The organism is Pedobacter sp. B4-66 (genome assembly GCF_018492665.1).
Taxonomy (GTDB): domain Bacteria; phylum Bacteroidota; class Bacteroidia; order Sphingobacteriales; family Sphingobacteriaceae; genus Pedobacter.
The window spans coordinates 277,221-301,250 of sequence record NZ_JAFVME010000005.1 but is presented as its reverse complement, the minus strand read 5'-3'; the positions used below and the strand labels follow the sequence as shown (position 1 = coordinate 301,250).

The window sequence follows — 24,030 nt, the reverse complement described above, 5'->3', positions numbered from 1 at the left end:
TCAAAAAGATGTGATTTTAAAATAGAATTAGCGCTTAGGATTTCTTAACGGTTGAAGCAAATACTCCAACCCATTCAATTTAATTTCATAAAGCGTACCAAGCATTTCGCCAAGTTTTCCCGGAGGAAAACCTTTTGTATGAAACCAAACCAGATAGGTTTCTGGCAAATCGCACAAAATACGCCCTTTATATTTGCCAAATGGCATCTGCATGGTTACCAGATCTTTCAGTATTTGGGGATTCATTTAGCTTTAAATTAATTGACCACCATTTCGAGCATTTCTACTGCTTCATCAACTGTGTTAAGGTTGTCAAAGGCAATTCTGAGGCTGTCTTTAACTTCTTTCAAGTTGCACAATCGAGGGTGAACCTGCGCAAAGTGCAATATTTTATTGAACATTGTTGAATCAAAGAATGATGATTGCTTGTCAGTAATGAAATAACCACGTAAAGTTCCCTTTTTAAAGGTTATCTTCTCGAAAGCTAGTTTTTTGGCTACCCATTGCAATCTTAGCACATTAAGCATAGTTTTAACAGGCTTTGGAACAGGCCCAAATCTGTCTTTTAAACTTAGCTCAAAGGCTTTTAACTGCGTTTCGTTTTCTATTTTAGATAGTTCAGTATATAAATTATACCTTTCGGTAATGTTGGTTACATAATCATCCGGGATGTACAATTCCAAATCGGTGTCTATCTGCGTAAAAGTAACAAATGCACGTTCAGGTTCATCCTTAAATAAGCCTTTAAATTCGTCGGCTTTTAGCTCCTGAATGGCTTCGTCAAGGATTTTATGGTACATTTCGAATCCTATCTCGGCGATAAAGCCACTTTGCTCCGCTCCTAGCAGGTTTCCACTACCCCGGATGTCTAAATCCCTCATGGCGATGTTAAAGCCGCTCCCAAGGTCCGAAAACTCTTCTATTGCACTTAGCCTTTTGCGCGCTTCGGAAGTTAACGTAGAAAGCGGTGGACTAAGCAGGTAACAGAAAGCCTTTTTGTTGGATCTACCTACCCTGCCACGCATTTGGTGCAGGTCGCTTAGTCCAAACATATGGGCGTGGTTAATGATGATTGTATTAGCGTTTGGAATATCCAAACCAGCCTCAATAATTGTTGTGGCTACCAATACATCTTTTTCACCGTTAATGAAATCGAGCATTACATCTTCGAGAGCATCGCCATCAAGTTGCCCGTGGGCAATACCGATGCGTGCTTTTGGAACCAGTTTTTGTATTAAACCACCCAATTGAGGAAGATCGTTTACACGGTTATGGATAAAGAATACCTGTCCACCACGATCAAGTTCATATTGAACAGATTCCTGGATTAATTTATCGTTAAAAACGTGTAATTCTGTATTTACGGCCTGCCTGTTTGGTGGCGGAGTGCTCATGATTGAAAGATCCCTCGCTCCCATTAACGAGAAGTGCAGGGTACGTGGAATCGGTGTTGCAGTAAGGGTTAGGGTGTCTACATTTACCCTTAGCGCCTTCAGTTTTTCTTTTGATGTAACGCCGAATTTCTGTTCCTCATCGATAATCATGATGCCCAGATCCTTGAATTTTACATCATTGCTAAGCAAGCGATGTGTGCCGATAATGATGTCGACTTTTCCTTCTGCTACATTAGCAAGCGTCTCTTTTATCTGCTTGTTGGTTTTAAAGCGGTTGATGTAATCGACAGTGCAAGGAAAGTCTTTTAAGCGGCCTGAGAAGGTTTTAAAATGTTGCAGGGCTAAAATGGTGGTTGGCACTAAAACAGCAGCTTGTTTGCCGTTTGCAACGGCTTTAAAGGCAGCACGTATAGCGATCTCTGTTTTACCAAAACCTACGTCGCCGCATACAAGCCTATCCATTGGATGTGGGGCTTCCATATCCTTTTTAACGTCGCTGGTGGCCTTTTCCTGATCTGGGGTATCTTCGTAAATGAAAGATGCCTCCAGTTCTGTTTCCAGATAACCATCTGGTGAAAATGCAGTACCTACCTGCGATTTTCTTAAGGCATAAAGCTTAATCAGATCGCGGGCTATATCTTTAACTTTTTTTTTGGTAGTCTTTTTAAGCTTGTCCCATGCTTCGGTACCAAGCTTGTTCATTTTAGGCGCTGTGCCATCTTTTCCGCTATATTTTGCAATGCGGTTTAAGGAGTTGATGTTTACATACAGCAGATCGTTGTCTGCATATACCAAACGGATCATTTCCTGAGTTTTTCCGTTTACTTCTACCTTTTCTAAACCGGCATACTTGCCTATTCCATGGTCTATATGGGTTACAAAATCGCCGGGCTTTAAATCTCTAAGTTCTTTTAAAGTGATAGCCTGACTGCGTTGATAACCCCTTTTAAGCTTGTATTTGTAGAAACGATCGAAAATCTGGTGGTCTGTATAAAAGGCCACATGTTGTTGTGCATCTACAAATCCTTCTCTTAAAGGAATGTTTACCGGGGTAAACTTTGCCGTTTTGTCTATGTCGTCTAGTATGGCGTATAAACGTTCGGTTTGCTTGGTTGAGGAGCTAAATATGAAGTTATGGATGCCTTGCTTTTCATTCTCTTTAATGTTATGAATAAGCAGGCTAAAATCTTTATTAAAGGATGGCTGAGGTTTGGTTTCGAACTGAAAAGTCTGCTCTGTTTTGTAGAAGAACTGCTTTCCAAACTCTACTAAAAGGAAATCCTGAAGCATATCTGCTGTCATTTTCTCATCAGTAAAGGCGAATTTAGGCTCTATCCAGTCTTGGTTTTCCTGTTTTTCTTTTACCAGTAAAGCTTTCCAAAGTTCAACAGCTTTTTTATAGCCGGATTTGATGATGTCGAGGGTAAACTCTACATCCTTAAACCAGAGCTGAGTGTCGTTTTCTATATAATCAAGCAAGCTAATGTTGCTTTCTGTTAGGTATTTAGATTGAACATTTGGGATGATGGTAAGGCTTTTTACATCCTCTACTGATAGTTGACTTTCTATTTCGAAAGTACGGATGCTTTCAATTTCATCACCAAAAAACTCTATTCGGTAAGGCAAATCGTGTGAGAAAGAGAAAATATCTACTATACCACCGCGGATTGAAAACTGACCGGGCTCATAAACAAACTCGGTGCGGTTAAACTCATAATCGATTAGAAACTCGTTGATGAAATCGATGCCTAGCTTAGCTCCCAGACTGATTTCAAGGGTGTTTTTCTCGAGAACAGAGCGGTTTATTACTTTTTCTGCGAGGGCTTCGGGGTATGTAACTACTATTTTTCCATATTCAGAATGGTGGTTTAGTTCGTTTAATACTTCGGCCCTGGCAAGTACATTTGCGGTATCTACCTGTGTAAATTCGAAAGCTTTTCGGAAAGAAGATGGAAATAAAAGGACTTCTTTATCCAGAATGCTTTCCAGATCGGCCAGAAAATAAGACGCCTCTTCCCTATCCGGTAACACAAATAATATTGGTTTGTGGAGCAGAAAATAGGTAGCTATTGCAATTGTTGCATCGGCAGAACCAACTAGTCCTTTTAGTTGAAGTTTATTACCTTTGCCCGAGTTAAGGGCCTTTGCCAATGCTACAACGCGTTCATCTGTTTTGTATCGATTAATTAAGTCGCGGATGTTCACAACACAAATGTAAGATTTATGATTAGCTTTAGATGTAACAATGTGTCTATTAATCAATCTAAAGTAAAAAGAGGATAACATGAAAATGCTGAGCCGCATACCATTAGAACTCATTTTTTGGATATCGGCTTTAGTGTTGCTAGCTTTAGCAAAACCAGAATTGTATGGACATGAACATCATTTTACCCTTTGTCCGCTGGCAAACATGGGGATAGATTGGTGTCCGGGATGTGGAATTGGAAGAGCGTTAACGCAGTTGTTTCATGGTAATGTTGCAGAGAGCATTAAGCTCCATTGGTTTGGAATACCCGCCCTGCTGATTATTGTATACAGGATTGTTGTGCTGATAAAATTAAGTGTTAAATTTTTAAAATATAAGGAGGAAGGATATGTTTGATTCACCATTTATGTCGTTACCGGGTATCACGCCTCAGGAATATTCGTACTTGCAGACTGCAACTACTGGATTTAGTGAACAACAGTTGAGAGGGTTTTTGATGATTTACGGAAGCAAAAGAAGAAATCCGGATGATATGGTGCTTTATTGCATTTTAGGGTTCTTTGTTCCGGGATTACCAAGGTTTTTGGTGAACCAGATTGGTATGGGGGTGTTGTATTTCTTTACGATCGGATTGTGCTTTATAGGAACTATAATTGATTTAGTAAACCATAAGAATCTTGCTTTTGAGTACAATCAGCGTATGGTATTTGAAAGTTTGCAAATGGTTAAAATGGGAAATATTCAGTAATTTCTTCATAGATAGATTAACGCCGTAGCAATTATTGTAAATTTACATTTTATGAGATTAGCGATTTTAATAAAGCATCTGGAAGCGTTTGCTCCTTTAAATTATCAGGAAGATTATGATAATTCGGGACTACTGATTGGGCATCCTGATCAGGATATACATGGGGCTCTGGTTGCACTTGATTGTACAGAGGCCATTGTGGATGAAGCGATTGCTCAGAATTGTAATTTGATAATCACGCATCATCCAATAGTTTTTAAAGGGCTTAAAAAGCTTACGGGTAAAAACTATGTGGAGCGGGTTGTATTGAAAGCAATTAGGCATAATATTGCATTGTATGCTATTCATACTAATCTTGATCATGTGAAATATGGCGTTAATGGAGTAATCAGTCAGCGCCTTGGACTAAAAAACATCAAGATTTTGAGTCCTAAAGGATCTCTTTTGAAAAAACTAGTGACATTTTGTCCGACTGCTCAGGCTTCGGTGCTAAGATCTGCATTGTTTGAGGCAGGAGCGGGTCAAATTAGTGACTACAGCGAGTGTAGTTTTAATACTGAAGGCACCGGAACATTTAAAGGAGGCGATGATACCAATGCATTTGTAGGCGAAAAGGGTGTTCAGCATCATGAACCTGAAATAAGAATTGAAACGGTATTTTTAGCTCAGGACGAGAGAAAAGTGCTTTTAGCCTTGTTTGAAAATCATCCTTATGAGGAAGTTGCCTACGATATTTACGCCCTGGAAAACCGTTTAGAAACGGTTGGAGCAGGAATGATTGGCTGGCTTGAAGATGAAATGGACGGAAAAGACTTTCTGAATTTGGTTAAGGACAGGATGGATGCGGTAGTGATTAGACACACTAAATTGCTGCCTAAACGGATTAGAAAGGTTGCGGTTTGCGGTGGATCAGGCAGTTTTCTGCTTAAGGACGCCATTGCTGCAGGAGCTGATGCTTTTGTAACGGCCGATTTTAAATACCATGAGTTTTTTGATGCAGATGAAAAATTGGTTATCGCTGATATCGGACACTTTGAGAGTGAACAATTTACATCTAATTTGTTGATAGATATTATTCAAGAAAAATTTCCTAACTTTGCAATCCGTTTAACGGAGCATAAAACAAACCCCATAAATTATTTCATTTAATGGAACAAACTGTAGAGCAAAAGCTAAAAGCTTTATACGAATTACAAACCTTACATACTAAGATCGATAAAATACGTCAGATACGTGGTGAATTACCAATGGAAGTAGCTGACCTTGAAGATGAGGTTGAAGGACTGGAAACACGTATACAAAAATTCAAAAGTGAATTGGATGATACTGAAGATGCCATTGTAACGCGTAAAAATATGATCAAGGAAGCTCAAGGCCTGATCAAAAAATACGAGACCCAGTTAAAAGATGTTAAAAACAATCGTGAGTACGACGCTTTAACTAAAGAGGTTGAGATTCAGACTCTTGAAATTCAGGTTTGCGAGAAAAAAATCAGAGAGTTTGGTTTTGACATTACTTCAAAAACTGACGTTTATGAAAAAGCGCTTGCTGATTTAGAGTCAAGGAAAAAAGATCTTGAGATAAAAAGAGGGGAATTACAAACAATCACCGCTGAAACTGAAAAAGAAGAGCAGTCGTTGAATAAAAAAGCTGAAAAGGCTGAAACTCAAATCGAGGAGAGACTTTTAACAGCTTATAAGAGATTAAGAGGTAATGCTAATAACGGCCTTGCTGTTGTTACCATTGATCGTGATTCATGTTCAGGTTGTTTCAACCAGATTCCACCTCAACGTCAATTAGATATCCGTCAACGCAAAAAAATCATTGTTTGCGAGCATTGCGGAAGAATCTTAGTTGATGAAGCGCTTACTCAGGAAGAATTGCCAGCTTAAGCGAGCAAAAAAGAATATCGAGTAAAAAGATTTATTAAAAGGCCGGAATTATGTTCTGGTCTTTTTTTATTCATTGTCCCGTCCAAAAATAGGTTGATTAGAACGTAGTCTTGGCCTTTAGGTTTGTCATGGGTAGTTTATTTCAAGATGAGGTTTGGTATACCGTTTTGTGGAAGAATTTTTGCTTAAAGAAATGCAGCAAAATAAAGGCGTTTCTTGCATTAAAGACGGAAACCTTGTTGGGGGCGGGGGTCTTTATCAAAAGGCGATACAGGAACTTATTCTGCGTTAATTTTGCATTACAGATTGGGAAGATCTATGAAACGAAGGGGAACTTCCCAAAAGCAAAAGCCGGCATTAAAAATGAATAGATGAAAGTGTTGATTAAGCTTACGGGCTAAAAACGATAGACAAAAGCGTTGATGTGCATTCCTGCGCCCACTGATGCAAATACTGCATATTCACCTTTCTTTACTTTATAGCCTTCCACTTTTTCCTTAAGAACAAGATCCAAAAGGGTAGGTATGGTAGCTACTGAGCTATTGCCTAACCAGGAAATGGTCATAGGAACAAGGTTTTCGGGTACGTTATCCAGATTGTAAAGCTTAAATAGGCGCTTCATGATGGCGGTATCCATTTTTCCGTTTGCTTGATGTATGAAAACAGTCTTGATGTCACTAATGTCTATTCCTGCCTTATCTATAGCCTTTTTCACCACCTGAGGAACATTTATAACAGCAAACTCATAAAGCTTGCGGCCGTTCATTTTAAGGTATGTATTGCCATTAGATTCGTTAGGATTATTGCTTTTGCCCATTACCAGTAATGAAGCATAATCAACCGCAAAAGTTTGAGTTTTATGGGCAATGATTCCTAAAGGGTTTTCTGAATCCTGAGCTTCAAAAATAACGGCTGCAGCGCCATCAGAAAAGATCATGCTGTCGCGATCGTGAGGGTCAGTTATTCTTGATAGTGTTTCTGCGCCAATAACCATTACTTTTTTAGCGTCACCACTTTGAATTAGATAATTGGCTTGTATTGCACCTTGTACCCAGCCCGGGCAACCAAAAACGATGTCGTATGCAACACAGTCAGGGTTTTTGATGTGAAGTGTTTGCTTTACTTTGGCCGCCAAAGAAGGAAGAATATCCATTCTGTTGCTGCCGCTTCTTACGTCTCCGAAATTATGACAGAAGATGATGTGATCTAATGATTCTTTGTCTATTCTGGCATCATCAATCGCGCGTTGAGCTGCTATTGCAGCGATGTCGCTATTTACAATATTATCATCTACATAACGTCTTTCCAGGATCTCTGTGATCTCTGCAAATTTGTTTATTACTTCGTTGATGTCTTTTTCTAAAGCCACCCCATTATCGTAAAATGTAGAGTTCAAAAAAGAGGCGCCAGTAATGACGTTTTCGGGAATATAGCTACCTGTACCTGTAATAACCGAGTGTAAGTTTGTTTTATTGCTCATTATGAACCGCAGACTGTTTTGGTATACAGTATAAAAATAGAACTATTATATTAGAAATAAAAATTTTAAGCGAAATCTTCAATTAAAAATACAAATAATTCTTTTGGTCCATGAGCTCCGAGAACCAAAGTTTTTTCAATATCTGCTGTTCTGCTTGGTCCTGTAATGGTGCTGATCATTGATGGAATTTGATTGCCATACTTATCTTTAATAAGCTTAAATGCGTCTTTAAGATCCATTACAAGTTGTCCGGTTCTGGCAATAACAATGTGGTGATGAGGGAAGATACTTAACCTGCGGCCGGCTGCATTTTGGTTGGAAACCATAACTGATCCATTACGCGCTATTAGTGCTTCGCAGAGTGTAATTCCGACCTCTGCAAGGTCAAAATCTTTGTCTGTTTTATAAAAGGGGAATTCGTATTCTGATAATAGTTCTTGCAATTCGGGCTCCCAGCAGTAAATTTTACGCCAGTTAAAACGGTCTGCAAGCTGAAGGATGTTTTCAATAAACTCTATTCCGTTTTCACAGTAAATGAAGTTTCCTGAAACGGCAGTAAGTTGTTCTGCAAATAATACCTCGGGGTACTCTGTATTTTCAGTGTATAGTGGGGTATCTTCTAGGTTTGGATAAGGGTTGTCTCTTTTTTCAAGAAGCGCCTTCCTTATCTTTTTCAGCATTAACTCTTTGGAGGAAATATTTTCTTGCATAAAAAAGGGATTTGCAGCCATTTCGTTATTGCGAAATGGCTGCCCCATAAATATTGTAATTAAGACTCTGTATTAGCTGGCGTGATAGAAGCTGATGGATCAGTTGTTTCACCAACACCTTCATGTAAAAGGCCTTCTGCAGCAGGCTTTTGATCGCCTGTACCGTTTACAAACTCGTCGTAAGTAGTACGGTTGTCAAAAGGACGTTTTCCTAAGATTTCTTCTAAATCTGCCTGGAAAAGAATCTCTTTTTCTATTAGTTTCTGAGCAAGCTTTTCTAAGCCATCTCTTTTATCTATAAGCAATTGTTTTGTTCTTTCGTAAACCTCTGAAATTAGTATACGAACTTCGTTATCAATCATTTCAGATGTTTTCTCTGAGTATGGTTTATTGAAGTTGTACTCATTTTGAGGGTCGTGGAATGAAACATTACCGATGGTGCTGTTCATGCCGTAGATAGTAACCATTGCGTAAGATAGCTTGGTAATTCTCTCAAGGTCATTTTGTGCTCCTGTAGAGATTTTACCGAATACAATGTCTTCAGCTACTCTACCACCCATTGTCATACACATGCCGTCAGTTAATTGCTCAGTAGTGTATAAAAACTGCTCTTTAGGTAAGTATTGTGCATATCCTAAAGCGGCAACACCACGAGGAACAATAGATACTTTTACAAGTGGATCTGCATGCTCCAGGTACCAACCTGCAATTGCGTGACCAGCTTCGTGATAAGCAACTATTCTTTTTTCTTCTGGAGAGATGATTTTGTTTTTCTTCTCTAAACCACCAATAACACGGTCAATTGCATCCTGGAAGTCTTGCATGTCAACGCTTTCTTTATTGCGACGGGCAGCGATAAGGGCAGCCTCATTACAAACGTTGGCAATTTCAGCTCCTGCAAAGCCCGGAGTTTGAGCAGAAAGTTTTTTAGCATCAACTTCCTGAGATGTTTTAATAGGGGTAAGGTGAACTTTGAAAATCTGCTCACGACCAACTAAATCTGGTTTATCGATTGAGATTTGTCTGTCAAACCTTCCTGGTCTTAACAATGCCGCGTCTAACACATCCGGTCTGTTGGTAGCTGCAAGAATAATAATTCCCGAATCAGTACCGAAACCATCCATTTCAACCAATAATTGATTTAAGGTGTTTTCGCGCTCATCATTACCACCCATCATACTGTTTTTACCACGGGCACGGCCAATGGCATCTACCTCATCAATAAAGATGATACAAGGTGCTTTGTCTTTAGCTTGTTTAAACAAATCACGAACACGTGATGCTCCAACACCCACAAACATTTCAACGAAATCAGAACCTGAAAGTGAGAAGAATGGAACTTGTGCTTCGCCGGCAACAGCTTTAGCCAATAATGTTTTACCAGTACCTGGTGAGCCAACTAGTAGTGCCCCTTTAGGTATTTTACCACCCAGGTTGGTGTATTTTTTCGGGTTTTTAAGGAAATCTACAATTTCCATTACCTCTTGTTTTGCTTCTTCAAGGCCTGCAACATCATTAAACGTTACATTTACCTGGCTTTCTTTATCGAAAAGGGTTGCTTTAGATTTTCCGATATTGAAAATCTGACCGCCACCACCACCAGCTCCACCGCCCATGCGGCGCATAATGAAGATCCAGAAGCCTATGAATAATAGGACAGGGATAATTACAGTGAAGAACCATGAGTTAAATGAGCTTTGTCTGGTTTCTTTTTCTGCTAAAATCTGCTGATCTGGAGGAAGGTTTTTCTGCGAATCTTTTAATTGTGTATCAAGCGCATCCATTGATCCGGCAGTAAAATAAGCCAAAGGGCCATTATTTGGACCGAAATTACTTTTACTTTGGTATTCTTTATACTTCGGCTGATCTATTTTGTCCTTTTTAATATATACTTCAACCTTTACAAGGTCTTCGTGTTTGTAGGCGATCAGTTTTTGTACATCACCAGTCAACAACATTTCTTTTTCGAACTGTGGATAGGTAATTTTCTTGCTGTTATCGGTGCTAAATAGGAACTGTAGTAATATCAGGCCTAAAATAATTGCTGCATAAACCCAAAATATATTGAATTTGGAACCTTTTTGAGGCTTCTTCGGAATATTTGGAATTCTCTTTATTAATTTGGGTTTTGTATTCGGGTTCTCTTTCATCGTTATATCAAAAAATGTGGAAGTAAATGATTATGCGCTTTTATAGGAGGTTGCCTGGGCATCGCCCCATAGGTCTTCTATCCCGTAAAAGTCTCGCTTTTCAGTTTTAAATATGTGGACTACAACATCAAAATAATCCAGGATTATCCATTCAGCAGCTTCTTGTCCCTCTTTGCGCCACGGATTAGTTTGGGTATTTTTATAGATTTCTTCTTCTACACTGTCGGCAATAGCCTTAACCTGAGTGGCTGAAGTTGCACTGCAGATGATAAAGTAGTCAGAAACGGAACTGTTTAAATCTCTTAGGTCCAGGCGGACAATATCATTGCCTTTTTTTTCCTGTATGCCATGTACGGCTATTTCTGAGAGGTATGTAGAAAGGTTTACAATTTTCTTTTTTACCATTAAAATGTTTTAATTTTGATAAACAAATATACAATCAACACTTGCAAAATAACACTTTTTCAACATTATTTGTTGGTCAAAATCTTATCAGATTATCAGCGGTTGATTCTACTAATAACTTTTTAAAGATGATGGTGTCAAATTCCGAGCCATTACCCGAAGGGACTGTTATTATGGCAGATAACCAATTTGCGGGCAGAGGGCAACAGGAAAACGCCTGGTATAGTGAGCCTGGACTAAACCTTACTTTCAGTATATTTTTGAAGCCTGCATTTCTACCTATAAACAAGCAGTTTATGCTAAATATTGCTGTTAGTAATGCGATTAACAAGGCATTAGGGCACTTTGTGAGGGATGGAGTGAAGGTGAAATGGCCTAATGATATTTACTATAAAGGCCGTAAAATTGGGGGTGTTTTAATAGAAAATAGTATCTCCGGGACAGCATTTAAATCAAGCATTGTTGGCATAGGATTGAACGTTAATCAGCAAAAATTTGATGTTGAAAAGACTAATGTAGCAACTTCGTTATATGAAATTTTACAGCACGATGTTAATTTAATTGAGCTATTAGCAGAAGTTTGTGGTTGTATTGAAAGTGAATACCTCAAATTGAAAACAGGAAATTACAATAGCCTGATGAAATATTACCTTGAAAACCTGTACAAATTTAACAAATTGGGTTTATACAGACAGAATGGCGAGGTTTTTGAAGCTACATTAACCGGAATTACGGAGGCAGGACAATTAATTCTTTTTACCTCCGGTAAGGAAAGAATATATAACTTTAAAGAGGTCGAATTTTTAAAGGATTAGAAAAAATAAAAAAACAATTACAGATGAAAAGAATAAGTTTGGTATTATCATTAGTCTTATTTACAGTTTTAGGAGCGGTGGCTCAAATTGAGAGACCTGTTACCTGGGCATATGTTGCAAAGAAAGTGAGCAAAACAGAAGCCGTACTTTATATTAAAGCGAATATTGAAGATGGGTGGCACATTTATTCTCAGCATGTAAAGCCGGGTGGACCAAGTAAAACAGAATTTACTTTTACGCCTTCAAAGGATTTTACCCTGGTTGGAAAAACGACAGAGCCAAAACCAATAAATTATTACGATGAGAATTTTAAAATGAATGTTAGCTATTTCGGAAATGGAGTAATTTTTCAGCAAAAAATTAAATTGAATACAGGGGCTACTACTGTTAAGGGTAAAGTAGAATTTATGGTTTGTAACGACAAGCAATGTTTACCTCCTGAGGAAGTAAGTTTCAGTATTCCGGTAAAGTAATCGGATAGAGATAAAAGGAAGGGCGTTTTGAGTTTTCAAAATGCCCTTTTTTTGTTTAAGGCGTTTTAAAAGATTATTAGCTCATGGTAAAATTAATGCTTAGGGGCTACAACACAACCTTTAAATAAAAAATTATAAGTAATTTCACGCCCTCATCATGAAAACGAATGTTTTTGTGGTGTTTAAAACAGGAAATAGGAATGCGGATGAAAAAAATACTTTTAACACTGAGCTTGTTCTTTCTTTTTGTTATAACATTTACGGGGCATGGATTTGCCGCTACTCAGAGTCAGGATTCGACCGGAACAGATGATCTGGTGTTTACTGAAGTTGGATCTGCACAGGATAGTGCAGCAAACAACATTGTAAAGGATACTGTAAAAAAAGATACCATAGAACAGGGCGCTACAGTACAAAAAGTACAGGATAAACCTGTTGCAGCAGTTTCATCTGATGAGGCTGATCATAAAAAAACACTTTGGCAAACTTTTATTGCCGGTCTTGTTGGAGGTTTTTTAGCCTTTTTGATGCCATGTATATTCCCGATGGTACCGCTTACTATTAGTTATTTTACTAAAAGGGCGGGTAGTAAAACCAAAGGAATTGGTCAGGCGCTTATTTATGGGCTTTCAATCATTGTTATTTATGTTGCTTTTGGGTTGCTAATTACCGTAATATTTGGCTCTGCTGGTTTAAATGCGTTAAGTAGCAGCGGGTTGTTTAACTTCTTCTTCTTTATATTACTAGTGGTTTTTGCAATCTCCTTTTTTGGAGCTTTCGAGATCACATTACCAAGTTCTTTTGTTAATAAAATTGACAATAAGGCTGATAACAGCAAGGGTTTAGGGGGCATATTTTTTATGGCCGCTTCTCTGGCTTTAGTTTCATTTTCATGTACAGGGCCTATTATAGGAACATTACTTGTAGATGCGAGTTCAAAAGGGGAGCTACTTGCTCCGGCAGTTGGGATGTTTGGCTTTTCGTTAGCTTTAGCACTTCCATTTACATTGTCGGCAATATTCCCTGGCTTTTTAAGCAGCATGCCTAAATCAGGCGGATGGTTAAATAGTGTGAAAGTTTGTCTTGGTTTTCTTGAGCTTGCTTTAGCATTGAAGTTTCTTTCTGCTGCAGATTTAGTTTGGCATTGGGAATGGTTCGATCGCGAGGTGTTCCTTGTATTGTGGATCGTGATCTTCTTTTTAATGGGGCTTTATTTATTAGGAAAGCTTAAGTTTTCGCATGACAGTGATTTGCCATACGTTTCGGTACCAAGGTTGTTTCTTGCTATATTTTCATTTTCATTTGCCGTTTATATGGTGCCTGGTTTATGGGGTGCGCCGGTAAGTGTTTTAAGTGGTTTGGCACCACCAATGAATACTCAGGATTTTATTCTTAGTGGCAATGGATCGTCGGAAACAAAGGTGGATAATGAGTTTCCTTCTAAAGTGAAATATGATAATGTATTTAAAAAGCCAATAGGTTTTAATCCATTTTTCGATTTAGAAGAGGGATTGGCGTATGCTAAGAAGGTAAATAAACCGGTAATGATCGATTTTACGGGTTGGTCGTGTGTTAACTGCCGTAAAATGGAAGATAATGTATGGATAAACGCTGAGGTAAAACGTATAATTAATGAATACGTGTTGATACAGCTTTATGTAGATGAACGCAAAATTAAAATGCCTAAGGAAAAAGTTCACTATTCAGAAATTCTGAGAACAACTACAGATGATCTGGGTAAATGGAACGGTGATTTCCAGGCTACAAAATATGGATCTAACTCTCAGCCTTTCTATGTATTGGCGGGATATGATTTAAATCCCCTGGTTAAACCACAGGGAGCAATTTTTGATGCAAAAGAATATGCTGCATATTTACAAAGTGGTTTAGATAAATTCAAACAAGCTGAAAAACCAAATGAATAAGATTAAAAACATAGGTGTATTAACATCTGGAGGCGATGCTCCCGGAATGAACGCTGCAATAAGAGCAGTAGTAAGGGCAGCAGTTTACTACGATTTACAGGTTACTGGTATTTTAAGAGGCTACGAAGGACTGGTGAATGGTGACTTTATTGAGATGGACCGTAAGTCGGTAGCAAATATCATTCAACGTGGCGGAACTATTTTAAAGACGGCAAGGAGTGATTCATTCAGAACCAAGGAAGGAAGAGAGCAGGCTTACGACCAATTAAAGAAAAATAACATTGATGCATTAATTGTTATTGGTGGTGATGGTACTTTTACAGGAGCAGATTTGTTTACTCACGAATTTGATTTCCCTGTTATTGGTTTGCCTGGAACTATTGACAATGATCTTGAAGGAACCGATTTTACAATTGGTTATGATACTGCAATTAATACGGTTATTAATGCTGTAGATAAAATTAGAGATACAGCAGAGTCACATGACCGTTTATTTATTGTTGAAGTTATGGGCCGTGATTCTGGCCTTATTGCTTTAAGAAGTGGTATCGGTGTAGGCGCTGAGGCGATTATGATTCCTGAGGCAAATATGGGTATTGATGGTTTGATTACCAGACTTGAAACTGGCCGTAAGGATAAAGCTTCGAAAATAATTATTGTTGCTGAGGGTGATGAAATTGGTGGTGGTTTTAATGTTGGCGAGGCATTGAAAAAGAAATTCCCTACTTATGATATCAGAGTTTCTGTATTAGGCCATATTCAGCGTGGTGGTAAACCAAGTTGTATGGATAGGGTTTTGGCTAGCCGTTTAGGTGTGGTTGCTGTAGAGGGGCTCATAGCGGGCCAGACAGGTGTAATGGTTGGACAAAAGAATAAGGAAATTGTTTTTACTCCATTTAATCACGCCATAAAGCACATTGATGCAAAAGAGATTAGTCCTGCCTGGTTAAAACTGGTAGAGATATTATCATTATAACAAAGCAAAGGCCCTAAATTTTTAGGGCCTTTGCTTTGTTATTCTATTATTACTGCGGTTCCTGTTGCAGCTACCATTAGCATGCTGCCCCCACTACCCACTGTTTCATAATCTAAATCTACTCCAATAATTGCATTTGCGCCCATTGCGGCTGCATATTGCTGCATCTCATTGATTGCAGTATTTTTGCCTTCTCTTAATACTTGTTCATACGATCCTGATCTGCCTCCAACGATGTCTCGTATTCCGGCAAATAGATCTTTAAAAATATTGGCACCGATAATGGTTTCGCCACTTACAAGGCCTATGTATTTAACTACTTTTTTGCCTTCTACTGAATTGGTTGTTGTAATTAGCATTTTTTAATTGTTTTTTAGGTTTGATGATGACTTTATGAATTTGTTACAATAATTTTTCCAGTACCTGTTGCCATGTATCTACACGCTCATAGTCTGTTAACAATAAATTGTGTGGAGAGGAGAATAATAGTTTTCTGCCTTTAAAGCCAATAAAGTTTTTAGCTCTATCGTCAATCATTACATCTACATCAACAATTTTATCTCCGCAGAACATGATATTCCTCCAGGTAATAAAGGGGAAATGGTCTGAAAGCCAGTCAAGTTTGTCTTCGAGAGAGTTTCTGAATTCAGTTGCTGCAGAAACAATGTAAACATCATGATGCTCTTGGAGTTTCTTTACGGCTTCTACACTGCCTTCTATTAGTGGGAGGTCTCTGAAAAAACCTTTTTCATTAATATAGTCGAACCATTTTTGGTTGATGTGTTCGGGCATGTGGTGGTAAATTTCATTTCCTGGCTCGATAACTAAATCAAGTGGGATTCCGTGGTCGCGGTTATAAAGGTGTATAAATTTGTGTATTGGATCGGCTAAAACCTCGTCCATGTCTATGGCTATTCTCATTGTATGTCGTTTGTCCCAAATATCTTTAATTGGGGAGATAGTTATGTTAAATGAATTTAAAATTATTGCATCTTGTTAATCATTAGTATTTTACTTACTTTTGCAGCCCCGCAAGCATGAAGCTCCGGGAACTATGTTGAATACATAAACTTAAAGAGAAATGGCAACTAAAATCAGATTGCAAAGATTCGGTAAAAAAGGTAAACCTTTTTTCCACGTTGTGGTAGCGGATTCCCGTTCACCAAGAGATGGTAAATTCATTGAGCGTTTAGGTTCATACAACCCAAACACCAATCCAGCTACTATCGAGATTAACTTTGACAAAACTTTAGACTGGGTAAACAAAGGTGCTGAGCCTACGGATACTTGTCGTGCTATCCTTTCTTACAAAGGTGTTTTATACAAAAAACACTTAGAAGGTGGTGTTAAAAAAGGTGCGTTAACAGCAGAACAAGCAGAAGTTAAATTTGCTGAGTGGTTAAGCGCTAAAGACGGTAGAATTGAAGGTAAAAAAGATGGCTTAACTAAATCGAAAGATGAAGTTAGAAAAGCGGCTTTAGCTGCTGAAGCTAAGAAAAATGCTGACCGTGCTGCTGCCCTTGCAATTAAAAATGCACCGGTAGAAGAAGTTGTAGAAGAAGAAGTTGTTGAAGAGGCTCCAGTAGCTGAAGCTGCAACTGAAGAAGCTCCTGCTGCAGAAGGTACAGAAGAAAACAAAGAAGAAGCATAGTATTTTTGTTATTCTGAATAATAGCGAAGAATCTTTTAAATGATTTCTTCGCTATTTTTTTTATTTGGACTTTTGAGGTGGAAGTCTGTTCTCGTCATCCTGAGCGTTTGAGAGAACGTTTAATTAATATACCAATGAAAATAGAAGAAGCATTTTATATAGGATACATCACCAAAACAAAAGGATTGAAGGGTGAAGTTCAGTTATTTTTTGAATATGATGAGCCGGATCTGCTTGATCTAGATGTAGTTTTTGCAGATATAAATGGCAAAATGGTACCTTTCTTTGTATCTACCTATAAGCTTCAGACAAACAATACGGGTAATTTCTATTTTGACGATATTGATCATATTGATAAAGCCCAACCTCTTTTAAGAAAGAAAATCTATCTGCCTTTAACTAAGATGCCTGATCGTTCTGATGAAGATTTTCATTATAATGATTTAAAAGGTTTCGTTGTTTTTGATGAGACACATGGTGAGCTTGGTGAAATCATTGAAGTAAATGAGTACCCTCAGCAATTTGTTGCAACAGTATCTTATCAGAGTAAAGAGATCTTGTTTCCTTTAAATGATGACATGATTGTTGAGATTGATGAGGATGAAGGTACTATGCTTGTTGATTTGCCTGAGGGTTTATTGGACATATATATCAATGCTTAATTTTATCTTTGCATCATGCGTTTCGACATTATAACCGTTTTACCTGGGCTTTTAGATAGTCCTTTTGCTCATTCTATTTTGCAACGTGCTCAGAAGAAGGGGATTGCTGAAATAGTGGTGCATAACCTTAGGGACTATGCTACAAACAAGCAAAAAAGTGTAGATGATTATCCTTATGGTGGGGGCAGCGGAATGGTGATGTCTATTGAGCCTTTTGCCAGGTGCATTGAAGGGCTAAAAGCGGAACGCGATTACGATGAGGTAATTTTTATGAGTCCGGATGGTGTGACTTTTAACCAGACGATAGCGAATGAATTATCCGGAATGGGTAACATAATGATTCTGTGTGGTCACTATAAAGGTATAGATCAGCGTATACGCGATTTATTTGTTACACGCGAGATTTCTATCGGGGATTACGTTTTGTCTGGTGGAGAGCTCCCTGCGGCTGTTTTGGTTGATGCAATTGTAAGGCTTATTCCTGGGGTTCTGAATGATGAGACATCGGCATTGTCTGATAGCTTTCAGGGGGAGTTATTAGATGCTCCAGTTTATACCCGCCCGGCTGACTGGAATGGTTATAAGGTTCCGGATGTTCTGTTAAGCGGACATGAGGCCAAAATCAATGAATGGCGTCATGACCAGGCGCTTGCCAGAACGCAACAACGGCGCCCTGATTTGCTTGAAGATTAGTCTTCTTTACTTAGAAGCGAAATCATCTTATCTTTATATTTGATCTTTTAGCGTTGTAGGCATCTCTTTGCAAATTTTTAGGGTGTTCTTTAGATCAAAATATTCTCCTTTTTGGTTGCCCATGAGCCTTTGTGGTGTTTTATGTAGTTACTCCCGTTTGAAAGAAGGTGGTTGGATGCACTTCAAACTTTTTGAGTAGCTCGTCGACTATACTCTTTAGTGCCATAAAAAATTACCTATAAATTTGGCTATCACTTAAAAAATTATTGCGCGGAGCTTGCAATTGCTTCAGATACTTTTAATAATTACAGGAAGCTAAAAGTGACTGATAAGGCAGATATTCCTTACGAAATGGTGAGAAAACTTGAGGTTATGTTTAATATGGAGATAGGCGCATTGATAAATCAGGAAACTTATTTTGAAGATTTAAAGAATTTGATGATTAACATCATAACGCTGAGTGGATGTTATCGTTTAGTTATATAGGGCGCTTTAAAGCCGATTTCAGGGGCTTTGTTGGCAGCAGGTTGGCTTTTGATAATGTGGAAATAATAAAGAATGTGGAAAAAAATAAAAATCGCTTTTATTTTTAAAATAAAATTCCTAATATTGCAGTCCGATTTTAAACAACAAAAAATCGGCTTAATAGCTTAAAATCATGGATTTAGTAAAATTTGTTGAAGAGCAGGTAATCGCAAAAAATGAGTTTCCTGCATTCAAATCAGGAGATACAGTGAGTGTTCACTATAAAATTCGCGAAGGTAATAAAGAACGTATTCAAATTTACCAAGGCGTAGTATTACAACGTAATAGCGTTGGCGCTAACGAAACGTTTACCGTTCGTAAAATGTCTAATGGTGTTGGTGTGGAACGTATCTTCCCGATAAATTCTCCAAACATCGCTAAAGTTGAAGTTAACAGTCACGGTAAAGTTCGTAGATCGAAATTATTCTATCTACGTGAATTAACCGGTAAAGCAGCTCGTATCAAATCTAAAAGAGTTTAATTCTTTTAGGAAAAGCATAATGACCTTCCCGATTATATCGGGGAGGTTTTTTTGTTTGCGCTGGCACCACGCTTGGTTGTGTTAATTGATTCTTGTTTGTCGTTATTTTAAAACAATTGGTAAAATCTATGGATATTAATTTTTTCGATCAGGTATTTTGGGGTAATACAATAAAGCAATATTGCCTTTTTGTAGGATTCATATTGTTGGGCCTCATTTTTAAAAGACTAGTGTCTCGTTTGTTTAGCCTTTTAATTTTTACTGCATTTAAAAAATTTGCGGAAGATATTAAAGACAACACCTTTGTGGCTTTACTTTTAAAACCGATCGAATCTTTCATTACCTTTTGCACGCTTTATCTCGCCGTAAATCAATTAAAATATCCTCTTGATGTCATTATGTGGCATAGGTCGAAATCTAAGCTTGAGGTGAGTATAGGCGACTGTGTTGACAAGATTTTTTTATTCCTTATCATCCTTTCAATATTCTGGATCATTTTAAGAATTATTGACTTTATAGCTCACGTCTTAAAGTATAAGGCATCATTAACCAATAATAAGGCCGATGATCAGTTAATCCCATTCTTAAAAGAGCTAACGAAGACTTTAATTTGCTTTTTAGGATTCTTTGTGCTGCTTGGTTTTGTTTTCGAGGTTAATGTGTTGACGCTAATTACTGGTTTAGGTATTGGAGGTATAGCTATTGCTCTGGCAGCAAAAGAGAGTTTAGAGAACTTAATTGGGTCTTTCACTATATTTTTAGACAAGCCTTTTACCGTTGGTGACGTAGTTAAGGTTGATGGAATTGAAGGAACCATTCAGAAGGTTGGTTTTCGGAGCACCTGGCTAATAAGTCCGGACAAGACGACTATTGTTATCCCAAACAGGGCAATGATTGATGGGGTGCTGGAAAATGTTACTTTGAGGGATTACAGAAGAGTAAACTTTCAGATAGGGTTAACCTACGAAACAAAGAGTGAGGATGTAAAGAAAATAGTAGAAGCTATTAATGAATATCTAAAAAATAATATAAATACCAGAGATGGTTATGCCACCTTTGATAATTTTGGTGATTTTGCATTGCACGTGCAGGTTGTGTATCTGGTAATAAGTATGGAGCACAGCAAGTATGTTAAGGTAAAGGAAGATATTAATTTTAAGCTTATTGAAATCGTGGAAACCTATAAGTCTGAGTTTGCTTATCCAACGCAACGGTCGGTAAGTGATGCCCCGTCCGGAGAAAAACTGGCATAAAAAAGAGGCCTGATCATCATGTGATGATCAGGCCTCTTTTTGTGTGGAGAAAGTCCTCTAAGAAAGTTCGGCTAGAACAGTAATTCCTCCTTTTACAACTTGATCAAGTTCAAGGTTAACCTTTGTACCGATTGGTAAAAAGATATCTACTCTTGATCCAAATTTAATAAAGCCAAATTGTTCAGTTTGAGCAACATTATCACCTTCTTTAACATACCAAACAATACGTCTTGCAAGAGCTCCTGCAATTTGTCTGAATAATACCGGTGTGCCATTTTTATGTTCAACCACAACGGTGGTACGTTCGTTTTCTGTTGATGACTTTGGATTCCATGCAGCCAGATATTTACCTGGATGATATTTAAAGAACTTAACCACTCCGGAGATTGGGTTTCTATTGATGTGCACATTTACAGGTGACATAAATATAGATACCTGTAATCTTTTATCTTTAAAGTACTCGCCTTCCTCAGTTTCTTCTATAACAACAACTTTTCCATCAGCAGGGCAAATTACCAGGTTCTCGCCTGTAGTAAATGTGCGACTTGGGTTTCTGAAGAACTGTAGTACGATAACAAACAGTGCAAAAGAGAAAATATATATAAACCACCTTAACCAGGTAAGGTCTGCAAATTTATAGTCAACAACGGCATTAATAATAAATATGAAGAGCAATGATACTGCTATAGTGGTGTATCCTTCTTTGTGTATGGTCATTCTGTTTAGTAATATGTGTAGTGCAAAATTGGGAAAAAAATATCGGATTACGGTAAAAGAGGGGCAACAGATTTGGCTCTATAGATATCATTTAGGTTTCTTCCTAAGCCATTATAGTCTAATCCGTAGCCTACCACAAATTCATTAGCGATTTCAAAGCCTACATATTCTAACTCGTCTATTGGGATTTTTAGGGCTGTGGGTTTTAACAATAGGGAGCAAACTTTAACGGATGCTGGGTTCTGTTTGTATACTTCTGAAAGGATATAGCTTAAGGTAAATCCGGTGTCGACGATATCTTCTACAAGAATAACATCTCTATCCTTTAGGTCATTAGGCAAGCCAAGGGTTTCTCTAATGTTGCCGCTGCTTTCGGTGCCTTGATAAGAAGATACTTTGATGAACCCGATTTCACAGGAAATGTTGATCTCCTTTAATAGGTCAGCCATAAATAGAAAGCTGCCATTTAGTACCCCTATGAATATTGGGCAACGATCTTCATAATCTACATTTATTTGGATGCCGATTAAGCGGGTGCGTTTTGCAATGTTGTCATTTTGAATTAGGATTTCAAACTCTTTATCTTCTATCTGAATTTTATTCATATTTATGAGATTAACCAAGGACGGAGAGGCTATTGGTTTTCTTTTTTCTGCTTTTCAAGTTCGTTTTCTAGCTCTTTCTCTTTTCTGCGCTGTTCTCTCTTTTCTTCCCTTAGTTCTTTCCTGCTTTTCTTAACAGTATCAACCGGGATAGTAGGTTTTGAAATAGAATCTTTCTTCGCTTCTCCACCAAATAAACGATCAAAAAGGTTCTTTGATTCATCGTGGGTTTCAATGGCAGGCAGAGGGTCATCGCTGTCAAAAGCATTCGTGTCAATTGTAGTGGTGTCAGGTAATAGATATTGTCTTAATCCCTCTCTAAGACGTACGTTGTAAAAGCCATATCCGCTGGTATCAGGAGGAGTAAGGCCTCTTTTGGCCATAATATTGCCGATGTATTTAAAGTACGGATACATGTAGTCTTTAAGTCCGCCATCACCTCGGAATTTGTAGAGTGCTATTTTAGGACGAGGAACTATGTTTGCAAGAAATATACCTTCTCCAATATTTAAATCTGAGGGTTTTTTGCCGAAGTAGTGTCTTGTTGCTTCACCAATACCATAAACGTTTTGTCCCATTTCGATAATGTTAAAATAGACTTCAAGCATTCTGTTCTTGGTGGTAAGGTGGTTGTTTTCTATCAGCCACACAATTAATATTTCCTCTGCTTTGCGGGCAAGGGTTTTTTGTCGACTTAAGAAAACATTTTTAACCAATTGCATTGAAATTGTACTTCCTCCACGAACAAACTTTTTCTCTTTAAAATTTATGGCAAATGATTTACGAATTGATTCCTGAACAAAACCTTTGTGGGTAAAGAAGGAAGGATCTTCAGAGGTTAATATTGCGTTTTTAAAGTTACTTGAGACCTCTGAAAGCGGAGTGAAATTTGGATTGGAAGGTCCTATAAGGATATCTCGCATAGGTTTTCCATTCTCATAAGGAGTGTATATAAAGTCTTTATTGATTTTTTGCAGGTTGGTTTTACCCCATTTTAGTATTTTAAAGTTTGAAGGGGTTAAGCCTGATGAAAATTTAACACTATCAGGCAATGAGGAGTCAAGGTAAAAATCCAGATCATATTTGAGTTTTCCGCTAACTTTTAAGCCTTCCAGCGATTCGAATAGTCCCTGAGGAAAAGAATTGAAAAGGCCTTGTGCATCCTGTTCTGGAGCACGAACTTTCACCTCGTAGATTTTGCTCGGAGAAAGCGTATATTTTAAATATGGGTGTATTGAGGCATTTTTTAGAAATACGGTTGATGAGCTGTCCAGCGTAACGTAGTTTGGCCCAATAAGCATGTTGGCATCAATTTTAGCGTCGGGTACAATTACGTCGTTAGAAGCAATTTTAGGATGATTGATAAGTAGATTCTTTACGGACCAGGAGCCTTCAATTTTAAAATCATCACCACTATATTCCGCATTCTTCATCTCGGTTCGAACGGTGTCAAAACTTAATTTTGCTTGTAATTTCTTGTTAAGATATAGAAGTTGAACGGGGCCATTTTCAGCAAAAAGCATTACATCCAATTGTTTTTTGCCGGGTTTTAACTTTCCATTTATATGCCAGGTTGCATCTTTATCATTTACAAGTACGGTGGATGTTAAATCGCCATCGTCTATTGTTGCAGTAGTGGTTAAAAAGGATAAACGTGCAGTATCATTGTCATTAACCGCTAACATTAGGTTTTTAATCTCCATGTTATCCGGAATCTTATAAAGAAATTGATTCAATAGATTGTGCGCTAAATCACTCAGGTCTACTTTAGATTTTTTCTCTGTGGTATCTTTCTTTTTGCGTTTTAAAATGAAATCAAGATTACTTAGCAAATCTTTAAATACAATATTTATTTTGCCTGTATTAAGGATAACCTCAGATAGTTTTACATCACCAACAATTAGCGGGAATAACTTAACACCTACAGTTAGATCGTTTATGGTGGTTAATGTGTCTCTGTCTTTTGGTACAACAGAGATGTTGGTCATGTGAACAGTACTTAACCCACTAAAACCTGCTGATCCGATTTTAATATCCAGATTAAAGTCTTTATCCGCTTTGGCTATTGCTTTAGCCATTATTTTCTTTAATAAAGCTTCCCTTTTATTGTAAGCTATAGCACCTAGCGTAACACAAACCACAAGAAAACTACCTAAAACCCACGCGCCTATCTTTATGTATTTTTTAGGGATATTAATTTTTGGAAGATGCATGCTGTAGAATAAAATATTTATTGCTAAACGTTAAATACTAATGTTTATTTCGCGTTAAA

The 24,030-nt window shown here is 37.8% G+C and carries 25 protein-coding genes; 14 read left to right on the top strand and 11 right to left on the bottom strand.

Going from position 1 to position 24,030, the window contains the following annotated elements; translation table 11 throughout:
- Positions 1-27: 27 nt before the first annotated feature.
- Positions 28-246, bottom strand: coding sequence for a DUF3820 family protein (locus tag J1905_RS10720; protein WP_214227257.1), 219 nt, complete (start codon positions 244-246; stop codon positions 28-30).
- Between the two features lie 11 nt (positions 247-257).
- On the bottom strand, positions 258-3,599 hold the full coding sequence (gene mfd / locus J1905_RS10715) for a transcription-repair coupling factor (RefSeq protein ID WP_214227256.1): 3,342 nt from the start codon (positions 3,597-3,599) through the stop codon (positions 258-260).
- A gap of 79 nt (positions 3,600-3,678) precedes the next feature.
- Between mfd and J1905_RS10710 the strand changes: the two genes are divergently transcribed.
- From J1905_RS10710 to J1905_RS10695, 4 genes are read left to right on the top strand one after another with little or no spacing between them, the layout of a single operon-like run.
- On the top strand, positions 3,679-3,996 hold the full coding sequence (locus tag J1905_RS10710; RefSeq protein WP_214227255.1) for a DUF2752 domain-containing protein: 318 nt from the start codon (positions 3,679-3,681) through the stop codon (positions 3,994-3,996).
- Positions 3,989-4,348 (top strand): TM2 domain-containing protein, encoded by a 360-nt coding sequence (locus J1905_RS10705; protein ID WP_214227254.1) that lies wholly within the window; start codon positions 3,989-3,991, stop codon positions 4,346-4,348. Before J1905_RS10710 ends, J1905_RS10705 begins: the two co-directional genes overlap by 8 nt.
- Before the next feature lie 51 nt (positions 4,349-4,399).
- The gene (locus tag J1905_RS10700; RefSeq protein ID WP_214227253.1) at positions 4,400-5,497 is read left to right on the top strand and encodes a Nif3-like dinuclear metal center hexameric protein; all 1,098 of its coding nucleotides are present in this window, start codon (positions 4,400-4,402) and stop codon (positions 5,495-5,497) included.
- Positions 5,497-6,240 (top strand): zinc ribbon domain-containing protein, encoded by a 744-nt coding sequence (locus tag J1905_RS10695; protein WP_214227252.1) that lies wholly within the window; start codon positions 5,497-5,499, stop codon positions 6,238-6,240. Before J1905_RS10700 ends, J1905_RS10695 begins: the two co-directional genes overlap by 1 nt.
- Before the next feature lie 397 nt (positions 6,241-6,637).
- On the opposite strand, the gene J1905_RS10690 is transcribed toward J1905_RS10695, so the two are convergent.
- The 4 genes from J1905_RS10690 to rsfS form a co-directional block, all read right to left on the bottom strand.
- Positions 6,638-7,720, bottom strand: a complete 1,083-nt coding sequence (locus J1905_RS10690; RefSeq protein WP_214227251.1) for a 3-oxoacyl-ACP synthase III family protein — start codon at positions 7,718-7,720, stop codon at positions 6,638-6,640.
- 65 nt (positions 7,721-7,785) lie between these two features.
- On the bottom strand, positions 7,786-8,430 hold the full coding sequence (locus J1905_RS10685; RefSeq protein ID WP_173089644.1) for a LutC/YkgG family protein: 645 nt from the start codon (positions 8,428-8,430) through the stop codon (positions 7,786-7,788).
- A 59-nt stretch (positions 8,431-8,489) separates the two neighbouring features.
- Positions 8,490-10,580 carry an ATP-dependent zinc metalloprotease FtsH gene (gene ftsH, locus J1905_RS10680; protein WP_214227250.1) on the bottom strand — a complete coding sequence of 697 codons (2,091 nt, stop codon included), beginning with the start codon at positions 10,578-10,580 and terminating at the stop codon, positions 8,490-8,492.
- Positions 10,581-10,610: 30 nt separating this feature from the next.
- Positions 10,611-10,985, bottom strand: coding sequence for a ribosome silencing factor (rsfS, locus tag J1905_RS10675; protein ID WP_173089646.1), 375 nt, complete (start codon positions 10,983-10,985; stop codon positions 10,611-10,613).
- 41 nt (positions 10,986-11,026) lie between these two features.
- Here rsfS and J1905_RS10670 point away from each other — a divergent pair, with 41 nt between their 5' ends.
- The 4 genes from J1905_RS10670 to pfkA all read left to right on the top strand — a co-directional run bounded on the left by J1905_RS10670 (position 11,027) and on the right by pfkA (position 15,174).
- Positions 11,027-11,800 (top strand): biotin--[acetyl-CoA-carboxylase] ligase, encoded by a 774-nt coding sequence (locus tag J1905_RS10670; protein WP_214227249.1) that lies wholly within the window; start codon positions 11,027-11,029, stop codon positions 11,798-11,800.
- 23 nt (positions 11,801-11,823) lie between these two features.
- Complete coding sequence (locus J1905_RS10665) at positions 11,824-12,273, top strand: protein-disulfide reductase DsbD N-terminal domain-containing protein (RefSeq protein ID WP_214227248.1); 450 nt, start codon at positions 11,824-11,826, stop codon at positions 12,271-12,273.
- Between the two features lie 206 nt (positions 12,274-12,479).
- Complete coding sequence (locus tag J1905_RS10660) at positions 12,480-14,198, top strand: protein-disulfide reductase DsbD family protein (protein ID WP_214227247.1); 1,719 nt, start codon at positions 12,480-12,482, stop codon at positions 14,196-14,198.
- Positions 14,191-15,174, top strand: a complete 984-nt coding sequence (gene pfkA, locus J1905_RS10655) for a 6-phosphofructokinase (RefSeq protein WP_214227246.1) — start codon at positions 14,191-14,193, stop codon at positions 15,172-15,174. Before J1905_RS10660 ends, pfkA begins: the two co-directional genes overlap by 8 nt.
- Positions 15,175-15,212: 38 nt before the next feature.
- Here pfkA and J1905_RS10650 read toward each other — a convergent pair whose 3' ends face one another.
- On the bottom strand, positions 15,213-15,533 hold the full coding sequence (locus J1905_RS10650) for a YbjQ family protein (protein WP_173089651.1): 321 nt from the start codon (positions 15,531-15,533) through the stop codon (positions 15,213-15,215).
- A gap of 43 nt (positions 15,534-15,576) precedes the next feature.
- On the bottom strand, positions 15,577-16,095 hold the full coding sequence (locus J1905_RS10645; protein ID WP_250318072.1) for a 5' nucleotidase, NT5C type: 519 nt from the start codon (positions 16,093-16,095) through the stop codon (positions 15,577-15,579).
- A gap of 160 nt (positions 16,096-16,255) precedes the next feature.
- On the opposite strand from J1905_RS10645, the gene J1905_RS10640 reads away from it, so the two are divergent.
- From J1905_RS10640 to J1905_RS10615, 6 genes are all read left to right on the top strand, one after another.
- Entirely contained in the window at positions 16,256-16,825 is a 570-nt protein-coding gene (locus J1905_RS10640; protein WP_173089652.1) for a 30S ribosomal protein S16, read from the top strand.
- Positions 16,826-16,959: 134 nt separating this feature from the next.
- Complete coding sequence (rimM, locus tag J1905_RS10635; RefSeq protein ID WP_173089653.1) at positions 16,960-17,487, top strand: ribosome maturation factor RimM; 528 nt, start codon at positions 16,960-16,962, stop codon at positions 17,485-17,487.
- Between the two features lie 15 nt (positions 17,488-17,502).
- Positions 17,503-18,180: a tRNA (guanosine(37)-N1)-methyltransferase TrmD gene (gene trmD, locus J1905_RS10630; RefSeq protein ID WP_214227245.1), complete on the top strand. Its 678-nt coding sequence runs from the start codon at positions 17,503-17,505 to the stop codon at positions 18,178-18,180.
- A 321-nt stretch (positions 18,181-18,501) separates the two neighbouring features.
- Entirely contained in the window at positions 18,502-18,666 is a 165-nt protein-coding gene (locus J1905_RS10625; protein ID WP_214227244.1) for a hypothetical protein, read from the top strand.
- A 172-nt stretch (positions 18,667-18,838) separates the two neighbouring features.
- Entirely contained in the window at positions 18,839-19,186 is a 348-nt protein-coding gene (rplS, locus tag J1905_RS10620; RefSeq protein ID WP_048908108.1) for a 50S ribosomal protein L19, read from the top strand.
- A 128-nt stretch (positions 19,187-19,314) separates the two neighbouring features.
- A complete protein-coding gene (locus J1905_RS10615; RefSeq protein ID WP_214227243.1) occupies positions 19,315-20,439 on the top strand; it encodes a mechanosensitive ion channel family protein in 1,125 nt (374 codons plus the stop codon).
- 57 nt (positions 20,440-20,496) lie between these two features.
- Here the strand turns inward: J1905_RS10615 and J1905_RS10610 are convergent, their stop codons facing one another.
- Genes J1905_RS10610 through J1905_RS10600 form a run of 3 tightly spaced genes read right to left on the bottom strand, consistent with a single transcriptional unit; the run spans position 20,497 to position 23,971 of the window.
- Positions 20,497-21,156: a phosphatidylserine decarboxylase family protein gene (locus J1905_RS10610; RefSeq protein ID WP_214227242.1), complete on the bottom strand. Its 660-nt coding sequence runs from the start codon at positions 21,154-21,156 to the stop codon at positions 20,497-20,499.
- A 47-nt stretch (positions 21,157-21,203) separates the two neighbouring features.
- Positions 21,204-21,761: a hypoxanthine phosphoribosyltransferase gene (gene hpt / locus J1905_RS10605; RefSeq protein ID WP_214227241.1), complete on the bottom strand. Its 558-nt coding sequence runs from the start codon at positions 21,759-21,761 to the stop codon at positions 21,204-21,206.
- 29 nt (positions 21,762-21,790) lie between these two features.
- Positions 21,791-23,971: a transglycosylase domain-containing protein gene (locus J1905_RS10600; RefSeq protein WP_214227240.1), complete on the bottom strand. Its 2,181-nt coding sequence runs from the start codon at positions 23,969-23,971 to the stop codon at positions 21,791-21,793.
- Positions 23,972-24,030: the final 59 nt, after the last annotated feature.